General features: G+C 45.7%; 19 protein-coding genes and 4 tRNA genes. 19 read left to right on the forward strand and 4 right to left on the reverse strand.

What is annotated here, in order from left to right; genetic code table 11:
- The first annotated feature begins 24 nt into the window (after nt 1–24).
- The 4 genes from NDJ01_RS07960 to NDJ01_RS07975 all read left to right on the forward strand — a co-directional run bounded on the left by NDJ01_RS07960 (nt 25) and on the right by NDJ01_RS07975 (nt 459).
- Nucleotides 25–100 (forward strand) — tRNA-Gly (locus tag NDJ01_RS07960).
- 36 nt (nt 101–136) lie between these two features.
- Nucleotides 137–212, forward strand: a tRNA-Gly gene (locus tag NDJ01_RS07965).
- A gap of 35 nt (nt 213–247) precedes the next feature.
- Nucleotides 248–323 (forward strand) — tRNA-Gly (locus NDJ01_RS07970).
- Nucleotides 324–382: 59 nt separating this feature from the next.
- Nucleotides 383–459: transfer RNA gene (locus NDJ01_RS07975), tRNA-Met, on the forward strand.
- Nucleotides 460–1,078: 619 nt separating this feature from the next.
- On the opposite strand, the gene queG is transcribed toward NDJ01_RS07975, so the two are convergent.
- Nucleotides 1,079–2,206 (reverse strand): tRNA epoxyqueuosine(34) reductase QueG, encoded by a 1,128-nt coding sequence (gene queG, locus NDJ01_RS07980; RefSeq protein ID WP_167426173.1) that lies wholly within the window; start codon nt 2,204–2,206, stop codon nt 1,079–1,081.
- Nucleotides 2,207–2,483: 277 nt separating this feature from the next.
- Between queG and tsaE the strand changes: the two genes are divergently transcribed.
- The 8 genes from tsaE (at nt 2,484) to hflC (ending at nt 11,636) form a co-directional block, all read left to right on the forward strand.
- Nucleotides 2,484–2,948, forward strand: coding sequence for a tRNA (adenosine(37)-N6)-threonylcarbamoyltransferase complex ATPase subunit type 1 TsaE (tsaE, locus tag NDJ01_RS07985; protein WP_005395381.1), 465 nt, complete (start codon nt 2,484–2,486; stop codon nt 2,946–2,948).
- Nucleotides 2,942–4,657 carry a LysM peptidoglycan-binding domain-containing protein gene (locus tag NDJ01_RS07990; RefSeq protein WP_005395379.1) on the forward strand — a complete coding sequence of 572 codons (1,716 nt, stop codon included), beginning with the start codon at nt 2,942–2,944 and terminating at the stop codon, nt 4,655–4,657. The genes tsaE and NDJ01_RS07990 overlap by 7 nt, the downstream gene beginning before the upstream one ends.
- Nucleotides 4,658–4,675: 18 nt before the next feature.
- Nucleotides 4,676–6,688 carry a DNA mismatch repair endonuclease MutL gene (mutL, locus tag NDJ01_RS07995; RefSeq protein ID WP_243328452.1) on the forward strand — a complete coding sequence of 671 codons (2,013 nt, stop codon included), beginning with the start codon at nt 4,676–4,678 and terminating at the stop codon, nt 6,686–6,688.
- Nucleotides 6,685–7,617, forward strand: a complete 933-nt coding sequence (gene miaA, locus NDJ01_RS08000) for a tRNA (adenosine(37)-N6)-dimethylallyltransferase MiaA (protein ID WP_005395375.1) — start codon at nt 6,685–6,687, stop codon at nt 7,615–7,617. Before mutL ends, miaA begins: the two co-directional genes overlap by 4 nt.
- A 193-nt stretch (nt 7,618–7,810) precedes the next feature.
- The gene (hfq, locus tag NDJ01_RS08005) at nt 7,811–8,074 is read left to right on the forward strand and encodes an RNA chaperone Hfq (RefSeq protein ID WP_005381379.1); all 264 of its coding nucleotides are present in this window, start codon (nt 7,811–7,813) and stop codon (nt 8,072–8,074) included.
- A 38-nt stretch (nt 8,075–8,112) separates the two neighbouring features.
- A complete protein-coding gene (gene hflX, locus NDJ01_RS08010; RefSeq protein WP_005381380.1) occupies nt 8,113–9,402 on the forward strand; it encodes a ribosome rescue GTPase HflX in 1,290 nt (429 codons plus the stop codon).
- A gap of 45 nt (nt 9,403–9,447) precedes the next feature.
- On the forward strand, nt 9,448–10,653 hold the full coding sequence (gene hflK / locus NDJ01_RS08015; RefSeq protein ID WP_005395374.1) for an FtsH protease activity modulator HflK: 1,206 nt from the start codon (nt 9,448–9,450) through the stop codon (nt 10,651–10,653).
- A 2-nt stretch (nt 10,654–10,655) separates the two neighbouring features.
- Nucleotides 10,656–11,636 carry a protease modulator HflC gene (hflC, locus tag NDJ01_RS08020; RefSeq protein WP_005395373.1) on the forward strand — a complete coding sequence of 327 codons (981 nt, stop codon included), beginning with the start codon at nt 10,656–10,658 and terminating at the stop codon, nt 11,634–11,636.
- Nucleotides 11,637–11,698: 62 nt separating this feature from the next.
- Here the strand turns inward: hflC and NDJ01_RS08025 are convergent, their stop codons facing one another.
- A complete protein-coding gene (locus NDJ01_RS08025; protein WP_005381383.1) occupies nt 11,699–11,884 on the reverse strand; it encodes a DUF2065 domain-containing protein in 186 nt (61 codons plus the stop codon).
- Between the two features lie 172 nt (nt 11,885–12,056).
- Here NDJ01_RS08025 and NDJ01_RS08030 point away from each other — a divergent pair, with 172 nt between their 5' ends.
- Nucleotides 12,057–13,373 carry an adenylosuccinate synthase gene (locus tag NDJ01_RS08030; RefSeq protein WP_005395372.1) on the forward strand — a complete coding sequence of 439 codons (1,317 nt, stop codon included), beginning with the start codon at nt 12,057–12,059 and terminating at the stop codon, nt 13,371–13,373.
- Nucleotides 13,374–13,592: 219 nt separating this feature from the next.
- The gene (gene motX / locus NDJ01_RS08035; RefSeq protein WP_005387944.1) at nt 13,593–14,228 is read left to right on the forward strand and encodes a flagellar protein MotX; all 636 of its coding nucleotides are present in this window, start codon (nt 13,593–13,595) and stop codon (nt 14,226–14,228) included.
- Between the two features lie 84 nt (nt 14,229–14,312).
- Here motX and hmpA read toward each other — a convergent pair whose 3' ends face one another.
- Complete coding sequence (gene hmpA, locus NDJ01_RS08040) at nt 14,313–15,497, reverse strand: NO-inducible flavohemoprotein (protein WP_258586529.1); 1,185 nt, start codon at nt 15,495–15,497, stop codon at nt 14,313–14,315.
- Between the two features lie 157 nt (nt 15,498–15,654).
- On the opposite strand from hmpA, the gene nsrR reads away from it, so the two are divergent.
- From nsrR to trpS, 5 genes are all read left to right on the forward strand, one after another.
- Complete coding sequence (nsrR, locus tag NDJ01_RS08045; protein ID WP_065644998.1) at nt 15,655–16,080, forward strand: nitric oxide-sensing transcriptional repressor NsrR; 426 nt, start codon at nt 15,655–15,657, stop codon at nt 16,078–16,080.
- A gap of 115 nt (nt 16,081–16,195) precedes the next feature.
- On the forward strand, nt 16,196–18,700 hold the full coding sequence (gene rnr / locus NDJ01_RS08050; RefSeq protein WP_170903563.1) for a ribonuclease R: 2,505 nt from the start codon (nt 16,196–16,198) through the stop codon (nt 18,698–18,700).
- Between the two features lie 70 nt (nt 18,701–18,770).
- A complete protein-coding gene (gene rlmB, locus NDJ01_RS08055; RefSeq protein WP_005395369.1) occupies nt 18,771–19,517 on the forward strand; it encodes a 23S rRNA (guanosine(2251)-2'-O)-methyltransferase RlmB in 747 nt (248 codons plus the stop codon).
- Between the two features lie 99 nt (nt 19,518–19,616).
- The gene (locus NDJ01_RS08060; RefSeq protein WP_005395368.1) at nt 19,617–20,303 is read left to right on the forward strand and encodes a phosphoglycolate phosphatase; all 687 of its coding nucleotides are present in this window, start codon (nt 19,617–19,619) and stop codon (nt 20,301–20,303) included.
- Nucleotides 20,304–20,418: 115 nt separating this feature from the next.
- A complete protein-coding gene (gene trpS, locus NDJ01_RS08065) occupies nt 20,419–21,435 on the forward strand; it encodes a tryptophan--tRNA ligase (RefSeq protein WP_053807770.1) in 1,017 nt (338 codons plus the stop codon).
- 54 nt (nt 21,436–21,489) lie between these two features.
- Here the strand turns inward: trpS and NDJ01_RS08070 are convergent, their stop codons facing one another.
- Entirely contained in the window at nt 21,490–21,864 is a 375-nt protein-coding gene (locus NDJ01_RS08070; protein ID WP_012841336.1) for a hypothetical protein, read from the reverse strand.
- Between the last annotated feature and the right edge of the window lie 110 nt (nt 21,865–21,974).

Consider the following 21,974-nt stretch of genomic DNA (forward strand, 5'->3'; position numbering starts at 1 on the left):
ATTAATAGCGACTGCTGTTAATATGCGACACTAGCTCAGTTGGTAGAGCGCAACCTTGCCAAGGTTGAGGTCACGAGTTCGAACCTCGTGTGTCGCTCCAATATATAGCCCTCATCGTGCTTAACGGTGACGAAATGCGACACTAGCTCAGTTGGTAGAGCGCAACCTTGCCAAGGTTGAGGTCACGAGTTCGAACCTCGTGTGTCGCTCCAATATATAGCCTTCATCGTGCTTAACGGTGACAAAAGCGACACTAGCTCAGTTGGTAGAGCGCAACCTTGCCAAGGTTGAGGTCACGAGTTCGAACCTCGTGTGTCGCTCCAGTTTCTTTTTTATAAATGAAAGCAAAGCCTTCATCATCAACAAAGATGAAGCACTCGGACGCGGGGTGGAGCAGCTTGGTAGCTCGTCGGGCTCATAACCCGAAGGTCGTCGGTTCAAATCCGGCCCCCGCAACCAAATACAAGACGATAGATTGAATGCTTATTTATTAGCACAATCCTAAGTCGTCGACGGATGCGCCGCTTGATTCAATTCCTGCTTCTCGCAACCAATCACATCGCTCTTTTCATAATGCTGCGAAGCATGAATCCCCAAAAACTAAATTTTATCCGCATCATATGATGTCGGACGATTTCGTTTGTGTTTAAAACACGATATGAATCGGCTGGCGTACAAGCATGATGAGGTTCTGCATGTTTTATCTACTTTAATTAACAGAGTTATCCACATACGTCGTTCTGTGGATAAGTTAGTTGATAAAGTGTTTTTAGCTTGACTTTTTGCGATGGAGAAGAAAGATCTTTTCGCTGAAGGAAAGTCGAAATAATAACGAAATATTGATTAAGTCTTTGTTAAATAAGAGAAAAATAAGTTTTTTGTCGGATCGGGTACGTTAAAATACGATCATTAACTGGTATTTTTTTGATCCTAGTCATTTCTCCAAGCTGTGTTTAACTTTTTTCTGCTAGCTTGTTTTTCTTGAATCTCAAATTTTTTTCCACATTACAAAATTGAGAACAAGGTCATGAATTGAACATGTAAAAGTGCTTTCAATCTCTTGCATATAGACTACGCACTATGCGTCTCTTGGTAGCCCCTTCTCGACTATTCTTATTAAGCGCTGCTTTTTCGTCTCTGTAGATGCTTTATTCTCAATGGGGAGTTGATTCAGTTGCTCGGCCAAAGCCCATTTGATGTGTTCATCAAGTAATTTATTTTCACCTTGTCGACTTTCTAACGCATCAATGACTCGTTGACTGTATTCTGCATTACCAAGTGCGACAGCAATATTACGCAGCCACTGTATATGACCAATGCGACGAATAGCGGAGCCTTCCATATTTTTTAGAAAAGTCGCTTCATCCCAGTTAAACATGTCTACGAGATCCGGGTTTTTGAAACTATCGCGACGATGGAAATCACTCTGCTCCGTTATGTCGGCGTAGCGATTCCATGGGCAAACCAATTGGCAGTCATCACAGCCATAAATGCGGTTACCCATTGGCTTGCGAAACTCTTCAGGGATCACGCCATCGAACTCGATGGTGAGGTAAGAGATGCAGCGTCTAGCATCAACAACTTTGTCTTCAACGATGGCTTGTGTTGGGCATGAGGTAATGCATGCTTTGCATTTACCGCACTGATCAACGCTTGGCTCGTCAACGGGAAGTGGCAAGTCGATAAGTAACTCGCCTAAAAAGAACCACGAGCCACAGTCTTGATCTAAAATCAGGGAATGTTTCCCTGTCCAGCCTAAGCCTGCTTTTTGGGCAAGTGGTCGCTCCAATATTGGTGCGGAGTCGACGAAAGGTCGGTAACCATACTGACCAACTTCTTGTTCAATAAGTTTGCCAAGTTTATTCAGTTGTTTTCTGACGAGCTTGTGATAATCACGCCCTAATGCATAGCGACTAATATAGGCATGATTTTTATTCGCTAGGTTTGAAGCGAATTGTGCTTCTGGTGGTAGGTAGTCCATCCGAACGCTGATCACACGAACGGTTCCCGGGAGTAGCTCATTGGGTCTAGCTCGCATCATACCGTGACGAGCCATCCAGTTCATTGAGCCGTGATAGCCTGCATCGAGCCATTTTTGCAGGGCGGCTTCATGCTCACTCAGATCAACGTCGCAGATCCCAACTTTTTGGAAGCCGAGCTCTTTTCCCCAAATTTTGATTTGTTGTGCGAGTTGTTCGTAGTTCATGCTAACCACCGGAATAAAAGGGGGGCGGATCTTAACGGATCTCTGGCTTTGGTGCTACCCAGTTATGGACGTTTTTGATGCTGTGAATACTGCTTATTGAAGTCATTTGCATATATTCTAAATCTAGGTCGATACTAAGGTGATTAAGATACCGTTCCTTGGATACTTTTTTCGCACATATGACATTTGAAAGCTTGTCTCTCAAAACCAACACGGTTTACTATTCCTGTTCTTTTGATTTTTATATAGTCAACGATCATTAGTTAGAGAAGCATCAATGAGCACGAAACAATTCAATTTAAAAGATGAGCACGAAACGGTTGCACTAGGTACCGCTCTGGCTCACCTTTGTTCGCAACAAACCACAATTTATCTGCATGGTGATTTGGGTGCAGGTAAAACAACCTTTAGTCGTGGTTTTGTCCGTGCTCTTGGCCATCAAGGTAACGTGAAAAGCCCAACTTATACTCTAGTCGAACCGTATCAGTTGGATCAGTGGCAAGTGTACCATTTCGATCTTTATCGTCTTGCGGATCCTGAAGAGCTTGAGTTCATGGGGATTCGAGATTACTTCACAGATGATGCAATTTGCTTGGTTGAATGGCCTGAAAAAGGGCATGGTTTGTTGCCACAACCGGATCTTGATGTGAACATTCGCTACCAAGGTGAGCAGCGTGTAGCCGAACTAACAGCTAATAATGATTATGGTGTGCAGTTACTCAGTCGATTGGAGCTATGTTGAGTTTTTCAAATTTTAGAGTAGTGGCGACGTTTGTCGCCACTTTTCTCCTTCTCATCCCCAATTTAGCATTTGCTAACGTCGTTAAGAGTTTTCGAGTTTGGCCTTCACCTGATGAAACGCGTGTTGTCATCGATTTAGGCTCGGAAGCTGACTATTCCTATTTCTCTTTATCCGGACCGGATCGTCTTGTCGTGGATTTAAAAAGCACGACCATGCAGGCCAAACTGCCTGTTACTGTTACGGACAGCCCGGTTTTAAAGCTAGTTCGAAAAAGCTCTCCGCCAGAGAAGGGCACCTATCGTTTGGTGTTTGAACTGAAAAAGAGCGTTCAAGCAGAATTGTTTAAATTAAGCCCAACACCTGGCGGGCAATATGGTCACCGTTTGGTGATTGACCTGCCGCACGGTAAGAAAGCATCGACTTCAGCCTCTAAACCGAGCAAGCCAGCGGCGACCAGTAAAGACATGAGTTCAGTACAACGAGCTCAAGAAGTCTTGATCGTTATCGACCCTGGTCACGGTGGTGAAGATCCTGGCTCTATTGGCCCTTCACGCCGTAAGTATGAAAAAGATGCAGTATTAAGTATTTCACGAAAAATCGCCGCTCAGCTTGATGCTACGCCTGGGATTAAAACGCGTATGACACGTACCGGAGATTACTTTGTGAATCTAAACCGTCGTGTAGCCATTGCCCGTGAAAATGATGCGCACTTACTAATTTCCATTCACGCTGATGCGTTTACCTCACCGAAGCCTCGCGGAGGTTCGGTTTTCGTGTTGAATACTCGTCGTGCAAATACTGAAATTGCTCGCTGGGTTGAGAACCATGAGAAACAATCTGAAATATTAGGTGGTTCGGGTAATGCGTTCTTCACTAAGACCAAAGATCGTAACGTGAACCAAACTTTGTTGGACTTGCAGTTTAGTCATTCACAAAAAGAAGGGTATAAGCTGGCAACAGAAATCCTTGGTGAGATGGGACGTGTTGCGCACCTGCATAACACCAAACCGATTAATACTAGCCTTGCTGTTTTACGCTCTCCGCAGATTCCGTCTGTATTAGTGGAAACGGGCTTTATTTCTAACCCAACAGAAGAGCGGTTGCTGTTTCAACGAGCGCACCAAGATAAGTTAGCTCAGGCGATCACTAAGGCGGTCGTTAAGTACTTAAAAGATAATCCACCAGAGGGTACGGTATTCTCGCCTTCAGCGAAGCCAATAGTGCATACCGTAAAACGTGGCGAGTCGTTATCGGTGATTGCGAATAAATATGGGCTTAGCTCTAAAGCGCTGATGTCGGCAAACAACTTGAAGTCGACTGGATTAGCAATTGGTCAGAAGCTCAAAATCCCTTCTGCTGGCACGATTAAAGTACCAAGTAAACCGATTACTGTTGAGACAGAAACCATCATTCATAAGGTTAAGTCAGGTGAGTTCTTAGGTAAGATCGCGAGTCACTATAAAGTGAAGGTTTCAGATATCCGCCGTGAGAACAACCTGAAGTCAGATACCTTGTGGGTAGGACAAAAGTTGAAGATAACCGTCGCTGTCAAAGATAAGCCGATCCGTAAGCACAAAGTTTCTCGAGGTGAATACCTTGGTAAAATAGCGTCCAAATACGGCGTCAGCGTTTCGAGCATTCGTAAAGCGAACAACTTACGCTCTGATCAGCTGGCGGTTGGGCAAGTTCTTATCATTCCAAACAAGTAGGTGAGCTTTTAACTCATTATGACGATTAAAATTTTGCCAGCTAGACTTGCAAACCAAATCGCAGCAGGGGAAGTGGTCGAAAGACCCGCCTCTGTGATTAAAGAACTGGTTGAAAATAGTCTTGATTCTGGCGCAACTCGAATCGATATCGATATCGAGAAAGGAGGCGCAAAGCTGATTCGTGTTCGTGATAACGGCAAAGGTATCGCGAAAGATGAACTCGGCTTAGCGCTCAGTCGTCATGCTACATCTAAGATACATACCTTGGATGATCTTGAAGCCATCATGAGTCTAGGTTTTCGCGGAGAAGCGTTAGCCAGTATTAGCTCAGTCTCGCGTTTGACGCTCACATCGCGTCCTGCGGCACAAGAAGAAGCCTGGAGTGCCTACTCCGAAGGGCGTGATATGCAGGTGAAGCTTAAGCCTGCAGCGCACCCGATTGGTACGACTGTTGAGGTGTTGGATTTATTTTTTAATACTCCCGCGCGTCGCAAATTTCTGCGTACCGAGAAAACCGAATTTGCTCATATTGATGAGTTATTGAAACGCATTGCGTTAAGCCGCTTTGATGTCACCATCAATGTGCGCCATAACGGCAAGATCATTCGTCAATATCGTGCGGCGAAAAATCAGCTTCAAACCGAAAAACGTATTGCAGCTGTCTGCGGTAATGCGTTTGTGCGGCATATGCTCAGAATCGAGCTTGAGCATCAAGGATTAAAGCTACATGGTTGGATTACCACTCCAGAGGGAGCAAGGCAGCAAAGCGATTTACAGTATTGCTATGTGAATGGCCGAATGATGCGTGACAAATTAATCAATCACGCGATTCGTCAAAGCTATGAAATGAGCTTAAAGCCAGATCAGTTCGCTGCCTATGTGCTCTTTATTGAGTTAGACCCGCACCAGGTAGATGTGAATGTTCACCCCGCTAAGCATGAAGTGCGCTTTCACCAAGCTCGCTTAGTGCATGATTTCATCTATCAAGCTTTGGCGGATGCACTTGCGCAAAGCGCCGTGATTGATAAACCACAGGTTAATGAATCCGCATTTCATCGTGTGGAACCGACTGAGTCCGAAGAGGTTGAGCATTCGCCTGAGCCTGAAAAATTGCAAAGGCCGACACCTTCACCAGTTCCAGAGCGTGTTTATCAAGCGATAGAGAGTACACCGGCTTATCCTGGACGCAGTGATTATGAAGTTAAACCTCGCGATCGCAGTCCTAGGGATACTTCCGTGCGAGAAGCTCGCGTTGCGGACTCGTTCAAGCGTACTGATTGGGTGGAATCCAAACCCGCACCAAAGCCGAATCACAATAAAGAGCGCCATGTTGAGCCAGCACCAAGCAAGCAAGAAGTGCGCGCTTATCACGAGTTGTTGAAAACGCCCGAGTTTGAGTCTCAACCCGTAACGCCGATAGAGCCCCAAAAGGCAACTTCGAATGCATCACTTCCATCGATTAATGCATTAGGCAAAGCGCTAGTGATGGTCGATGAGCAATTTGTTTTGATGAGCAGTGACAGTGGGGCGGCGTTAGTCTCGTTACCTAGAGCGGAATTTTATCGTGTAAAAGGGCAGCTCACTCCAAGCGATGGCGCGCTTAAAGCACAACCTCTACTCGTTCCTCTATCTATTAAGTTAGAGGCCGAGTTAGTGAAGCTGGCTCAAGATTATCAACAAGATTTGGCGTTACTTGGCATTCAATTGAAAGCGAGAAATGAGCAAGCCTTAATGGTGATGGGCGTTCCCGCGCCGCTACGTCAACAAAACTTACAAAATCTAGTACCAGATCTGTTATCTTACGCGCAATCTTGTGTGAAGGAAGGTATAGCAACGGCTCAGATGCTGTCTGAGTTGATAGATTGGCTCGCATTGCAGGTCACGACAGTGAAGAGTCACTATACTTTTTCTGAAGCAATTCAAATTATTGCGGAACTTGAACAGCTAAGAGATGGTCAATTGCCATTAGAAGATACAAAATTTGTATCCGCTGTTGATTTCTCTGCCACGATAGCCAAATTAAAACCATGACAGATAAACTACCTTTGGCGCTATTTTTAATGGGGCCAACTGCATCAGGCAAAACTGAGTTGGCGATTCGTCTTCGTCAAAAGTTCCCGGTTGAGATCATCAGTGTTGATTCTGCTTTGATCTATAAAGGGATGGATATCGGTACGGCGAAACCGGATGAAAAAGAGTTAAGTTTAGCGCCTCATCGCTTGATTGATATTTTGGATCCGAGCGAATCTTACTCTGTAGCCGACTTTCGTCGTGATGCATTGAAAGCGATGGATGATATTGTTGCAGAAGGAAAAATTCCACTCTTAGTGGGTGGGACAATGCTGTATTATAAGGCGCTACTTGAAGGTTTATCCCCACTTCCTGCTGCAAATCCTGAAATTCGTCAGCAAATTGAACAAGAAGCATTGACTAAAGGTTGGTCAGTGTTGCACGATGAACTCAAAGAGGTTGATCCTGTGTCAGCAGCGAGAATCCATCCCAATGATCCCCAACGTTTATCTCGGGCATTGGAAGTTTTTCGTATTTCAGGTAAAACTTTGACTGAATTGACTCAAACGAAAGGTGAAAGCCTGCCATACCGAGTCAAGCAGTTTGCAATAGCTCCCAAGGATAGGGCAGAACTTCACCGTCGAATTGAACTTCGTTTCGAAAAGATGATGGAAGCGGGCTTTGAAGAAGAAATGAAAGCGCTACATTCGCGAAAAGATCTTCACCCCGATCTTCCTTCCATACGATGCGTCGGTTACCGACAGATGTGGGAGTATTTAGATGGGGAGTGTACACGTGACGAAGCAGTATTTCGTGGCGTATGCGCGACTCGTCAATTGGCCAAGCGTCAAATCACCTGGTTACGCAGCTGGGATGACTTAACTTGGTTGGATAGCGAGAACATTGAACAGGCATTAGAAACGATGTCGGAAGCAATAGCATCTGATTGACATAGCTGTGTATAATGTGATCGTTTTTGCGTGAACGCACTCTCAAAGGATCTGTTGTTGGCGGTTTTTATACTATGCTGCTAATTACTTAGAGTGCATTTTTGATTCGTTTAGCTCAGATGCAAAAGCAGTATCTTTTGCATTGCACCACTAGCTAAATAATTACAACTACAAATTAAATAAGGAAAATAAAATGGCTAAGGGGCAATCTCTACAAGACCCATTTCTAAACGCGCTACGTCGTGAGCGTATCCCGGTATCTATCTACCTTGTGAATGGTATTAAACTACAAGGTCAGATCGAATCGTTCGATCAATTTGTGATCCTGCTGAAGAATACTGTTAACCAAATGGTGTACAAGCACGCGATCTCAACAGTTGTGCCGGCTCGTCCAGTGAGCCATCACAGCGGTGAACGTCCACAAGGTGAGCGTCCACAAGAGAAATCAGAAGATTAATTCTTCATCGAGTATTTTTAAAATAAGGAGTTGATTGCTTGTTTGACCGTTATGAATCCGGTGAGCGAGCCGTACTTGTTCATATCAACTTCACGCAAGAAGGTGAATGGGAAGATCTGGCTGAGTTCGAAATGCTGGTTTCTTCTGCTGGGGTAGAGGCACTACAAGTGGTAACTGGTAGTCGTCAATCCCCACACCCGAAATACTATGTCGGAGAGGGTAAGGCCCAAGAGATTGCTACTGCGGTACAGTCGACAGGTGCCGAAATTGTGATTTTTAATCACGCCCTCTCTCCTGCCCAAGAACGTAACCTCGAAGCACTGTGCCAATGTCGAGTTCTCGACCGCACTGGTCTTATTCTCGATATCTTTGCTCAACGAGCTCGAACACACGAAGGTAAGCTACAGGTAGAGCTGGCTCAACTTCGTCATATCTCTACTCGTTTGATTCGTGGTTGGACGCACCTTGAAAGGCAGAAAGGGGGTATCGGTTTACGTGGCCCGGGTGAAACCCAGCTGGAAACCGACCGTCGCTTATTGCGTGACAGAATCAAAGCCATCCTGCGACGCTTAGACAAAGTAGCGAAGCAGCGTGAACAAGGGCGCCGCGCCCGAAATCGAGCTGAAATCCCAACGGTTTCACTTGTGGGTTACACCAACGCGGGTAAGTCGACACTCTTCAACCGTATTACAGAAGCTGGCGTGTATGCCGCTGATCAACTATTTGCTACTTTGGACCCAACTTTACGTAAGATAGAGTTAGCAGATGTTGGGCCTGCCATTTTGGCAGACACGGTTGGTTTTATTCGACATTTGCCTCACGACTTGGTTGCGGCCTTCAAGGCAACCTTGCAGGAAACGCAAGAAGCTGACATTTTGTTACATGTTGTTGATGCCAGTGATGAGCGTTTTCGTGAGAATATTCAAGCTGTTCATGAAGTACTAGAAGAGATCGACGCACATGAAGTGCCGACTCTGGTTGTCATGAACAAAATCGACAATCTAGATTCGCAGAAACCACGTATAGAACGAGACGAGGAAGGCGTACCTCGCGCAGTTTGGGTTTCAGCAATGGATGGGTTGGGCATTGATGTCCTGTTTGAGGCACTGACGGAACGTCTGGCGTCACAAATGGTCGAGCATCAGTTGCGAATTCCTCCACAGTATCAAGGACGATTCCGTAGTACCTTCTTCCAAATGAAGTGTATTCAACGTGAGGAATATGACCAGGATGGTAACTTGTTGATCGATATTCGAATGCAGCAAGTAGATTGGTCTAGACTTGAAAAAAGAGAAGGGGCAGTTTTGACTGGCTTTATAGTCACTTAAAGGACTGCTACAGTATAACGTCATATCAAATGATGGAGCTTTCTAATGGCGTGGAATGAGCCTGGAAATAACAACGGCAACAATGGCCGCGATAATGACCCTTGGGGTAATAATAATCGTGGTGGCCAGCGTCCTGGTGGCCGAGATCAAGGTCCGCCAGATTTAGATGAAGTGTTCAATAAACTGAGTCAAAAACTGGGTGGCAAGTTTGGTAAAAAAGGCGGCGGTGGTTCTCCAATCGGCGGCGGTGGTGGTAGTGCAATTGGCTTTGGCGTGATTGCTCTTATTGCTGTTGCAGTTTGGTTCTTCGCTGGATTTTACACCATCGGTGAAGCAGAGCGTGGTGTTGTGCTGCGTTTAGGTAAATACGATCGTATCGTAGACCCAGGCCTTAACTGGCGCCCTCGTTTTATTGATGAATACGAAGCGGTAAACGTACAAGCGATTCGTTCACTACGTGCATCTGGTCTAATGCTGACTAAAGATGAAAACGTCGTAACAGTCGCGATGGATGTTCAGTACCGAGTGACTGACCCGTACAAATACTTGTACCGTGTAACCAATGCGGACGATAGCTTGCGTCAAGCAACGGATTCTGCACTACGTGCAGTAATTGGTGACTCATTGATGGATAGCATTCTAACCAGTGGTCGTCAGCAAATTCGTCAAACTACGCAAGAAACACTGAACCAAATCATTGATAGCTATGATATGGGTCTGGTACTTGTTGACGTAAACTTCCAGTCTGCGCGTCCACCAGAGCAAGTGAAAGATGCGTTTGATGATGCAATCGCAGCTCGTGAGGATGAAGAGCGTTTCATCCGTGAAGCTGAAGCATACAAGAACGAAATCTTGCCGAAGGCAACGGGTCGTGCTGAACGTTTGAAGAAAGAAGCGCAAGGTTACAATGAACGTGTCACTAACGAGGCTCTTGGTCAGGTAGCACAGTTCGAAAAACTACTACCAGAATACCAAGCGGCACCAGGTGTAACGCGTGACCGTCTGTACATTGACGCAATGGAAGAGGTGTACTCAAGCACTTCGAAAGTGTTGATTGACTCTGAATCAAGCGGCAATCTTCTGTACCTTCCAATCGATAAGTTGGCGGGCCAAGAAGGTCAGGCAGACACAAAACGTAAATCGAAGTCATCTTCAACCTACGATCAAATTCAACTGGAGTCTGAGCGTACACAAGAAGACACTTCGAACACGCAGTCTCGTTCAACAGGTTCACGTCAAGGGAGATACTAAGAATGCGTAAGTTAATGATCCCTGTATTGGTAATCGCACTGGCATTAATGTTGATGTCTTTGTTTGTGATTCCTGAAGGTGAGCGCGGTATCGTGGTTCGATTTGGTCGTGTTCTTAAAGACAACAACGACATCACTCGAATTTACGAACCTGGTTTGCATTTCAAGATGCCTCTGTTTGACCGTGTGAAACAACTTGATGCACGTATCCAAACGATGGATGGCCGTGCAGACCGTTTCGTAACGTCTGAGAAAAAAGACGTTATTATTGATACCTACGTGAAGTGGCGTATTGAAGACTTTGGTCGTTACTACCTAGCAACAGGCGGTGGTAATTCGCTAACGGCGGAGGCACTACTTGAGCGTAAAGTAACGGATGTGCTTCGTTCTGAAATCGGTGCTCGTGAAATCAAACAGATTGTATCTGGTCCACGTAACGATGATGTACTACCAGAAGATGCAAGTGCAGATGTTGTCGCAACTGAAGCGGCACGTGAAGCGCTTGAGATTGATGGTGAACGTGACCTAATCATGTCTGAAGTATTGAAAGACACGCGTGAAAGCGCGATGAAAGACTTGGGTGTTCGTGTTGTTGATTTCCGCATGAAGAAAATCAACCTGCCTGATGAAATCAGTGAGTCTATCTACCGTCGTATGCGTGCAGAGCGTGAGTCTGTAGCTCGTAAGCACCGTTCTCAAGGTCGTGAGAAAGCAGAAGTTATTCGTGCTCAAGCTGAGCTAGAAGTGGCAACCATTCTAGCTGAAGCTGATAAGACTGCTCGTGTAACACGAGGTGAAGCGGATGCAGAAGCAGCGAAGATTTATGCTGAAGCATACAACAAAGACCCTGAATTCTTTAGCTTCCTACGTTCGCTACGTGCGTATGAGAAGTCCTTCAGCTCTAAGAGCGATATCCTGGTACTTGATCCGAAGAGTGAGTTCTTCCAATACATGAACCAGTCGAAGGGCGGCATGGAGAAATAATCTCAGCGTCAAATGAAACAAAAGGCTCCTTAGGGAGCCTTTTTTGTATCTGATGCTAAGTGCTAGCTCATCATTATGGCGATTACGGCTCCAGCAACTACTAGGCAGCCACCGATGCGTCGTAGCTGATTGTTGGGCTGTTCACTTAATTGAGCCACCATATTCCGCCAACCGTTTGGAGCAATGAGTGGTCCAATGCCTTCCACGATCAAGACGAGCCCAATCGCCAACCATATGGATTCAGACATACCGCTTTCCAGTCGAATAAAGAAAACTAAATACTATCAGTGATATGCTGATTTCAAAATGAGCAAAGCAGCAAGATGACATTCTGGTAGCAACTCTGTGAACAAAAAATGACTGCAAGAAGCGTGATTCGGTGCTAGAATCCATTTTTAACTAGCAATCAGACTTGGAAAGATGGGAAATAACGTAGTCGTTCTAGGCACCCAATGGGGTGACGAAGGTAAAGGTAAAATCGTAGACCTTTTAACTGAAGATGCAAAATACGTGGTACGCTACCAAGGCGGTCACAACGCAGGTCATACTCTCGTAATTGACGGTGAAAAAACCGTTCTTCACTTAATTCCATCAGGTATCCTTCGCGATAACGTAAAATGTGTTATCGGTAACGGTGTTGTACTATCACCTGAAGCTCTACTTAAAGAAATGAAACCTCTTGAAGAGCGCGGTATTCCAGTACGCGAGCGTCTTTTCATTTCTGAAGCATGTCCGCTAATTCTTCCTTACCACGTTGCAATGGACCAAGCTCGCGAAATCGCTCGCGGTAAAAAAGCTATTGGTACAACAGGCCGTGGTATCGGTCCAGCATACGAAGATAAAGTTGCTCGTCGCGGTCTACGCGTTGGCGACCTATTCGATATGGAATCGTTCGCTGAGAAGCTAAAAGAAGTCATGGAGTTCCATAACTTCCAACTCGTTAACTTCTACAAAGCTGAACCAGTAAGCTACGAAGCTGTGCTTGAAGAAGCAAAAGGCTACGCAGAGCTACTTACTTCAATGGTTATCGACGTAACTGACGAACTAGACGCAGCACGTAAGCGCGGCGATAAGATCATGTTCGAAGGTGCACAAGGTACGCTACTTGATATCGACCACGGTACTTACCCATACGTAACGTCTTCTAACACGACTGCTGGTGGTGTTGCTGCAGGTTCAGGTTTTGGTCCTCGTCACATCGGTTACATCTTGGGTATCGCGAAAGCGTACTGTACTCGCGTTGGTGCAGGTCCATTCCCGACTGAACTATACGATGGTCTAGATAAGCAAGATCCAATTGGTAAGCACTTAGGTGAAGTTGGCCACGAGTTCGGTGCGACAACTGGTCGTCTACGCCGTACAGGTTGGTTCGATGCTGTTGCTATGCGTCGTGCAATCCAAATCAACTCTGTATCTGGTTTCTGTCTAACTAAACTAGACGTACTAGATGGTCTAGAAGAGCTAAAAATCTGTACTGGTTACAAGATGGAAGATGGCTCTGTGCTAGAAGTTTCTCCGATGGCTGCTGAAGCATTCGAAAAAGCAACGCCAATCTACGAAACAATGCCTGGTTGGTCTGAGAACACATTCGGTGCTAAAGCGCTAGAAGATCTACCACAAGCGGCTCTTAACTACATCAAGCGTATTGAAGAGCTAACAGGTGTGCCTGTAGATATCATTTCAACAGGTCCTGACCGCAACGAAACTATCATCAAGGTTCATCCATTCGAAGCTTAATTGATAGTCGTTAAAGATTGCAAAAGCCGACCTTCTGGTCGGCTTTTTTGTATCTGAACAAAAAACGGCAGTGATTCTCATATGGCAAATTTTTGCCGCTGAGTCTAAGTCAGAGGCAAAAATTGTCTAAAGCTTAGCTGGTTTTTGCCGATAAGGTTATCAAGCAGAGGAGATCCTTCATCGATCTTTGGTTTCTTAGATACCTTAAAGAGTACGTTTATGAAGTTACGAACAGTGGCTGCTTCACTGTTATTGACCTTGGTAGCTACCACAGCGAAAGCCAATGTTGCTGATGTGGGGGCGCCAGTTCCTATCTACACCGAAGCAGAGCTGATAAAGCTTATTGAGCAAAATAAGCACTTACAACGTGTGCGCGCTGATAACTGCCAGCTGGTGGAGGATATCGTTGCTCGTGCGACTCGAATTAACTTGCCCGCTTATGAATTTCTGTACGGCGACATGTTGGCGTGGGGTGTGTGTGTCGAGCAAGATGTCGAACTGGGCCTTTACTACATCGAAAATGCAGCACATCAGGGATTACCTGCCGCGCTAGAGCAGATTGGCCGATACTATTCGCGTGGCACTTTAGTGCAGCAAGATAAAGAACGAGCAATTCCTTACTTGCGAGAAGCCGCCTCAATGGGAAACCTAAATGCGCGTATTCATTTAGCCGAATTGCTCCTGCGTGATTACGGCAGCCCACTTGATTACGAAGATGCGTATCGTTGGTTATATAACTCTGTCACAGCAGATAAGCGGCAGCATAAGCGTATCACTGTATTGAGAAATGGCCTCGAGCAGCGCATGCCACAAAACGTTATTGCTCGAGCTAAAAGGCGAGACACCTTTTGGTAACGTCCTATCAAGGCAAACAACTTCATACAACAAAGCCCACATAATGTGGGCTTTGTTGTTTTCCCGAAGAGTAATCTTGAGCGATTAAACGACTTTGTGTGGACCGAAGCATTCGTAATGGAATTGCTCTTGTGGTACGCCAAGTTCTAATAGTTGTTTCGCTACGTGCTGCATGAACCCGACAGGGCCACAGAAGTACACCTGCACGTTATCTTGCTTTAATGCGGCTTCAATTTCATACAGATTGACAAAACCCGTGAAGTGGAAGTCTTCACCTAGTTTGTCTTCTGCCGTTGGGTGGTTATACCAAACGAGCGCGTTCATGTTTTCTTTCGTCGCGACTAGTTGGTTCACGTGTTGCTTGAAAGCATGCTGTTGACCATTTTCTGTTGCATGAACCCAAGTTACAGGTGCTTGATGTGCTGAGAGACTTTCTAGCATGGACAGCGTTGGCGTCAGTCCTACACCTGCAGAAATTAGAACAACGGGTGTTTGTGGTTCGGCATCCATAAAGAAATCACCGGCAGGGGCGGCAAGCTGCACTTTTTCGCCAATGTTCAGGCTATCGTGCAGGAAGTTCGATACTTTTCCGCCTTCTTCGCGTTTTACCGAGATACGGTAAGTGTTCTCTTGAACCGCAGAGGATAGGCTGTATTGGCGAATTTCTTGGTTTTCTAACTGGTCACTGTTGATATAGATGCCAAGATATTGTCCCGGTTTATACGGTGCCACTTTTTGGCCATCGGTTGGCTTGAACACAAAGCTGCAAATGTGTTCGCTCTCTATTTGTTTATCAACTAACTCAAATTCGCGTAGACCGCGCCAACCGCCTTCTAGAGCTTCATTTTGTTGGTAAATTTGTTCTTCGCGCTGAATAAATACATTCGCAAGTACGCCGTAAGCCTCAGCCCAAGCATCCAATACTTCCTGACCTGGATTAAACAACTCATCAATCGTCGCAAGTAAGTGTTTACCAACGATTTGGTACTGATCTTCTGTGATCAAAAAGCTTGTGTGTTTATGCGCAATTTTTTCTACTGCGCCAAGTAAGGCTGGCAAATTTTCAATATTGGCAGCATAGGCGCAGATGGCGTTGAATAGCGCTTCACGCTGATCGCCGTTACGCTGGTTACTCATGTTAAAAATATCTTTCAACTCTGGGTTATGAGTAAACATACGTTCATAAAAGTGCGCGGTCAGTTTTGGTCCCGTTTCGGCGATAAGTGGTGCGGTCGCTTTGACGATCTCGATGGTTTGATTGCTGAGCATATGGGCTTCCTACTTTAAGTTGTATTTATAATGCATGTTTAAAGTTGTATCTCAAATGTATCTTTCGATCAAGAAAAGATTTACACTTTTATCGATAGCTCAAGTTTGGCGTTTTAGTGTCACCAGCGAGTTATTGAGTCGCACTTTGGGAGAGAATATGCAGTTAACGAGCTTTACTGATTATGCGTTGAGAACCTTAATTTTCTTGGCTTCGTTGCCGGAAGATGAGTTAACTAATATCACTGAAGTGACGGATTTATTTGGTGTGTCACGTAACCATATGGTCAAAGTTATCAACCGTTTAGGGCAACTAGGTTATGTCCACACCGTGCGTGGAAAAAACGGTGGTATTCGGCTGATGAAACCTGCTTCTGAAATCACAGTAGGTGTTGTCGTGCGAGATTTAGAGCCGTTAGATTTGGTCAATTGCGGCGTAGATTTTTGCCATATTACCCCTGCCTGTCGCCTCAAAGATAAATTGGCAAAAGCAAAAAGTGCCTTCTTGGCGGAGCTGGATGATTGCACGATCGAATCCTTGCTGAGCGACAATTCTGAGTTGTTGATCTTACTGGCTCGTCCTTAACTCATTTGCACGTCTAGAGTCGATCTCGATCATTCTTTTTTCAAAGCAATTCTGTAGCTTATCGAGAGACTCAGATATACTAGCCATATACCTTCCTTGCTAGATAGGCGTGCCTATGTCAGACAATATTCCAAACGATCCTTTTGCAGATCGTGAATCCAAAAATTACGAAAATCCAATTCCAAGCCGAGAGTTTATCATCGAGTTTCTAGAGCAAGCGGGCGTTCCAATGAATCGCAATGACTTGTTTGAGGCACTAAAGCTTGAGGGCGAAGAGCAATACGAAGGGTTGCGTCGTCGGCTACGTGCGATGGAGCGAGATGGTCAACTGGTGTTTACCCGCCGTCAGTGCTACGCATTGCCTGAAAAACTTGAAATGGTGAAAGGTTACGTGATTGGTCATCGTGATGGCCACGGTTGGGTGCGTCCAGAAGGCAGCGTCGGCAAGGATGATGATATTCTGTTACCGCACCATCAAATGAAGAACATCATCCACGGTGACTTTGTTTTAGTGCAACCTACAGACAACAGCAAGCGCGGTCGTCGTGAAGGGCGCTTGGTTCGAGTGTTAGAGGAGCGTAATGATCAAATCGTCGGTCGTTTCTTCCTCGAATATGGTTATTCCTATGTTGTCCCTGATGACTCGCGTATCAGCCAAGATATTCTGATCCCAAATGAGCACAAAGCGGGTGCACGCATGGGTAACGTGGTCGTGATTGAAATTACTGATCGTGGCTCACGCTCACGTGGCATGATGGGTAAAGTGGTTGAAGTACTTGGTGAAAATATGGCACCAGGTATGGAAACGCAAATTGCGATTCGTACACACCAAATTCCTCACGAGTGGCCAGAGGCCGTCGATAAACAAATCGAAAACTTAGGCGAAGAAGTACCAGAAGAAGCCAAAGTTGGTCGTGTGGATCTACGTGAGTTACCACTTGTGACCATTGACGGCGAAGACGCACGAGACTTTGATGATGCTGTTTACTGTGAGAAGAACAAAGAAGGTGGTTGGCGTTTATGGGTAGCGATTGCTGACGTCAGTTACTACGTTCGTCCTGACTCTGCGCTGGATAAAGAAGCCATCAACCGTGGTAACTCGGTGTACTTCCCATCGCAAGTAGTGCCAATGTTACCGGAAGTGCTATCAAATGGTTTGTGTTCACTTAACCCACAAGTTGATCGCTTGTGTATGGTGTGCGAAATGACCATCTCAGAGACGGGTAAACTATCGGGCTACAAGCACTACGAAGCCGTGATGAACTCGCACGCTCGTCTCACATATAGCAAAGTGAGCGCGATTCTAGAAGGGGATGAAGAACTACGTGAGCGCTACCAGCCGCTTGTTTCTCATCTAGAAGAGCTGCACAAGATGTACAAAGTGCTGAAAGATGCACGAGATCAACGCGGTGCAATCGAATTTGAAACCGTTGAAACCAAGTTTATCTTCAATGCGGAACGTAAAATCGAAAGCATTGAGCCAGTGATTCGTAATGACGCGCACAAGATCATCGAAGAATGTATGATTTTAGCCAACATTGCTTCGGCATCTCTGGTAGAAAAAGCGAAAGAGCCTGCGCTCTATCGTATCCACGAATCTCCAGGTGAATTACGCCTGCAAGGTTTCCGTGACTTCTTAAGTGAACTTGGTCTTGAGCTAAAAGGTGGTCTAGAGCCTTCACCAACGGACTATGCTGATCTCGCACGTCAAATCTCTGGGCGTCAAGATCAAGAGTTGATTCAAACCATGCTGCTGCGTTCAATGAAGCAAGCGGTATACAACGCAGATAACGCGGGGCACTTTGGATTGGCACTGAAACGCTATGCGCACTTTACGTCGCCAATTCGTCGTTACCCTGACCTGTTACTTCACCGTGCAATCAAGTATCTGATTGCGAAAGAAGAAGGTCGTAATCAAGACCGGTGGACACCAACGGGTGGCTACCATTACTCGTTCGATGATATGGACTTTTACGGTGAACAATGTTCGATGACAGAGCGCCGTGCTGATGATGCCACACGTGATGTTGCGGATTGGTTGAAGTGTGAATACATGCAAGACCACGTCGGTGACGAACTAGACGGCGTGATTGCTAATGTCACTAGCTTTGGCTTCTTTGTACGTTTAACGGATTTGCACATCGATGGTTTGGTGCATATTTCTACCCTTGCGAACGACTACTATCAATTTGACCCGATTGGTCAACGACTTATTGGTGAAAGTTTCGGTAACATCTATCGCTTAGGTGATGCAGTAAAAGTAAAAGTACTGGCTGTTAACCTCGATGATAAGCAAATTGACTTTGAATTGGTCGAAACAAGTCGTAAGCTACGCGGTGAAGGTAAGACTGCGAAGAAACGCGCAGCGGAAGCAAAACGCAAAGCGAAAGATAAAAAACGCGCTGCGACTCGCTCTTCATCGAAAGAAGGTGGCGCGCCTCGCGCAGTTCCTGCGATAGAGCCAACTAAGCGTCCAGAAGAAACGGGCGCAGTGAGTAAGCGCAATGGCCCCAAACGTGATGACGCCGAAGGCAAAAAGAAGCCTAAAGTGAAAAAAGCACGTAAAAAAAAGCCACACAGTAAGCCGAAGAAAACCAAGCGCACTAAAAAAGAAGCGTAGTAGGCTGAAGCGCCAGCTCAGTTCAAACTCGGCTGGCGCAGGCAATGCGACCCGAACAACAGGTTAAACAATGAGTAACGAATTTATCTACGGCATTCACGCAGTGAAAGCGGTATTGGAGCGCGAACCAGAGCGTTTTATCGAGGCATACGTTTTAAAAGGTCGTCAAGATGATCGCCTAATGCCAATCCTAAATGATCTTCAGGTTTGTGGTGTCTCTATTCAACAAATGACGCGTAAAACTCTGGATGATAAAGCGCGTGGTGCAAATCACCAAGGCATCATTGCTCGCGTAAAACCAGCAAAACAGCTGAACGAGAACGACATTGATGACATCTTAGCGCAGCATGAATCACCGCTACTGTTAGTGTTAGATGGTGTGACGGACCCGCACAACCTTGGTGCGTGTTTGCGTAACGCAGATGCGGCAGGCGCTGCGGCGATCATCGTACCGAAAGATCGTTCTGCACCAATGAATGCAACGGTAAGTAAAGTAGCATGTGGCGCTGCAGAGGTTGTGCCTTTGATTCGTGTAACCAACCTTGCACGTACAATGCGTACGTTACAGGAAAAAGGTATTTGGTTTGTGGGTACGGCTGGTGAAGCTACGCACGACATTTATCAAGCTAAGCTTACTGGTCCTCTTGCTATCGTGATGGGTGCTGAAGGTGATGGTATGCGTCGTCTTACTCGCGAAACCTGCGATGATTTAATTAAGATCCCTATGGCGGGCAGTGTATCAAGCTTGAACGTATCAGTGGCTTCTGGTATCTGTTTGTTTGAAGCGGTTCGTCAGCGTTTGGCTGCCCAAAAATAAGGCGAGCACACTAAGCGTCGCTGAGTGTGACACTGAGTGACATCAAGATTAAGCACACAGGATGGGGAACCATCCTGTGTTATTTTAGCTAGGGAATTTATGACCCAACAAGATATTAAATTGATTGCTTTTGATCTGGATGGAACACTGCTTGATAGCGTGCCAGATCTTGCCGTAGCGGCCGATCAAGCAGTTCAGGCGTTAGGCTATCCTTCTGTATCAGAAGAGCAGGTGCGTGATTACGTTGGTAATGGTGCTGATATATTGATTGGACGTGCATTAAGCCAAAGCATGACCATCAGCAGTGATTTGAGTGATGAGCTGCGTGCTAAAGCGCGTGAGCTGTTTGATGAATACTACAAGCAAAGCGGCCATAAGCTAAGTCACCTTTACCCAACAGTAAAAGAGACGCTTGAAGAGCTACACCAAGCTGGTTTTACGATGGCGATTGTGACGAACAAGCCCTCGAAATTCGTACCAGAAATTCTAGAGCAGCATGACATCGCCAAGTACTTCGTAGACGTATTAGGTGGTGACGCGTTTCCAGAGAAAAAACCAAACCCGGTGGCGCTGAACTGGCTAATGGAAAAGCACCAGGTAAAACCAGCAGAGATGCTGATGGTTGGGGATTCGAAAAACGATATCTTGGCGGCTAAAAATGCGGGTTGTGCTTCATTTGGTTTAACTTACGGTTATAACCATGGCGAGCCCATTTCAGCTTCGAACCCTGACGTAGTGGCGAACCGCCTCGCGGAATTACTGGAAGTCGTCGCTGTTTCTGCATAACGGCAACAAAAGATCTTCCAAAATACTTGTTAATGAGTACACTGAGTAAACCGTGCGCTAAAAGCCGCACGGTTTTTCATTTTAATTAGATTAAGAAGTCAAAGGAATCATTCTAATGAGCAAACCCATTGTATTGAGTGGTGTTCAACCGTCAGGTGAACTAAGTATCGGTAACTACTTGGGTGCTCTACGTCAATGGCAGCAGATGCAAGACGATTATGATTGCCAATACTGTGTAGTAGATCTTCATGCGATTACGGTTCGTCAGGATCCTAAAGCACTGCATGAAGCGACATTAGACGCACTGGCAATTTGTCTGGCAGTTGGTGTTGACCCGAAGAAGAGCACGCTATTTGTTCAGTCACACGTACCAGAGCATGCTCAACTTGGTTGGCTTCTTAACTGTTACACGCAAATGGGTGAGCTGAGCCGTATGACTCAGTTTAAAGACAAATCGGCACGTTACGCGAATGACGTAAACGTGGGTCTGTTTGATTACCCTGTGTTGATGGCAGCAGATATTTTGCTTTACGGCGCACACCAAGTACCAGTTGGTAGCGATCAGAAACAGCACCTTGAGTTAGCACGTGATATCGCAACGCGTTTCAACAACATCTACTCACCAGAAAGTCCGATTTTTACCGTTCCTGAGCCGTACATTCCAACAGTCAATGCACGTGTGATGAGTCTTCAAGACGCGACGAAGAAAATGTCGAAGTCAGATGATAACCGTAAGAATGTGATTACTCTGCTTGAAGAGCCAAAGTCGATCATCAAGAAGATCAACAAGGCGCAAACAGACACCGAAACCCCACCAAGCATTCGCCATGATATCGAGAACAAAGCGGGTATCGCGAACCTAATGGGACTTTACTCTGCGGCGACAGGCATGAGCTTTGAAGAGATCGAAGCCAAGTACAAAGGCGTAGAAATGTATGGTCCATTTAAGAAAGATGTTGGTGAGGCGGTTGTAGCAATGCTTGAGCCAATTCAAGCAGAATACCATCGTATTCGCGCTGATCGTGCTTACATGGATGAGGTAATGCAGCAAGGTGCGGAAAAAGCATCAGCTCGCGCTGCTGAAACGCTGAAGAAAGCATACAAAGCGGTAGGCTTTGTCGCTCGCCCATAGTCGCTAAGAATAGATTACAAAAGCTCCACGTTGGTGGAGCTTTTTTTATGCTTTTTACTGGAATGGCGTGTCTTTCATGCAACGTTCCATATCGTAATATTCAACACGTCCTCGAGCTCCTAAAAAGGCGGACTTCACCACCATGCCTCTATCAATGAAGTAACTGAGCTGCACGCATGATATATCGTAGCTAAGTTCTTTAATTCTCGCTGGGATCCAGTAGGTTCCTGGTGTTCTTAGACGCTGGGTAAAAGTAATAACACCCTCGTCACTGACCTCTAACTCTTCAATTCCATCCAGCTCATTTTTGGCTGATTCGATGATGTTTTGATTCGCGGTAGGTTGAAGTGGCTCACTGGCGGTCAATTGACATCCCGTTATCAAGCCAAGTAAGAAGAGAGCTAGCGCACTGCGTTGAATTTTTTTCATTTATCGTTCCTGGGTTTACAGCTAATGAGATCTTAATGTCTCGCGCAGGTGTTATATCTTTTGTGTATGAATTTGGCTAGTGAATAAGGAGAAGTTATTGAGCAAATGAG

The organism is Vibrio sp. HS-50-1 (assembly GCF_024747315.1).
GTDB lineage: Bacteria > Pseudomonadota > Gammaproteobacteria > Enterobacterales > Vibrionaceae > Vibrio > Vibrio diabolicus.

Coding starts and splice junctions, on each gene's coding strand:
- rlmB (WP_005395369.1), top strand. CDS start 18,771: ATGAGTAACGAATTTATCTACGGCATTCACGCAGTGAAAGCGGTATTG.
- queG (WP_167426173.1), bottom strand. CDS start 2,206: ATGAACTACGAACAACTCGCACAACAAATCAAAATTTGGGGAAAAGAG.
- NDJ01_RS08030 (WP_005395372.1), top strand. CDS start 12,057: ATGGGAAATAACGTAGTCGTTCTAGGCACCCAATGGGGTGACGAAGGT.
- NDJ01_RS08060 (WP_005395368.1), top strand. CDS start 19,617: ATGACCCAACAAGATATTAAATTGATTGCTTTTGATCTGGATGGAACA.
- NDJ01_RS07990 (WP_005395379.1), top strand. CDS start 2,942: ATGTTGAGTTTTTCAAATTTTAGAGTAGTGGCGACGTTTGTCGCCACT.
- NDJ01_RS08070 (WP_012841336.1), bottom strand. CDS start 21,864: ATGAAAAAAATTCAACGCAGTGCGCTAGCTCTCTTCTTACTTGGCTTG.
- hflK (WP_005395374.1), top strand. CDS start 9,448: ATGGCGTGGAATGAGCCTGGAAATAACAACGGCAACAATGGCCGCGAT.
- NDJ01_RS08025 (WP_005381383.1), bottom strand. CDS start 11,884: ATGTCTGAATCCATATGGTTGGCGATTGGGCTCGTCTTGATCGTGGAA.
- miaA (WP_005395375.1), top strand. CDS start 6,685: ATGACAGATAAACTACCTTTGGCGCTATTTTTAATGGGGCCAACTGCA.
- rnr (WP_170903563.1), top strand. CDS start 16,196: ATGTCAGACAATATTCCAAACGATCCTTTTGCAGATCGTGAATCCAAA.
- hmpA (WP_258586529.1), bottom strand. CDS start 15,497: ATGCTCAGCAATCAAACCATCGAGATCGTCAAAGCGACCGCACCACTT.
- motX (WP_005387944.1), top strand. CDS start 13,593: ATGAAGTTACGAACAGTGGCTGCTTCACTGTTATTGACCTTGGTAGCT.
- nsrR (WP_065644998.1), top strand. CDS start 15,655: ATGCAGTTAACGAGCTTTACTGATTATGCGTTGAGAACCTTAATTTTC.
- tsaE (WP_005395381.1), top strand. CDS start 2,484: ATGAGCACGAAACAATTCAATTTAAAAGATGAGCACGAAACGGTTGCA.
- hfq (WP_005381379.1), top strand. CDS start 7,811: ATGGCTAAGGGGCAATCTCTACAAGACCCATTTCTAAACGCGCTACGT.
- mutL (WP_243328452.1), top strand. CDS start 4,676: ATGACGATTAAAATTTTGCCAGCTAGACTTGCAAACCAAATCGCAGCA.
- trpS (WP_053807770.1), top strand. CDS start 20,419: ATGAGCAAACCCATTGTATTGAGTGGTGTTCAACCGTCAGGTGAACTA.
- hflC (WP_005395373.1), top strand. CDS start 10,656: ATGCGTAAGTTAATGATCCCTGTATTGGTAATCGCACTGGCATTAATG.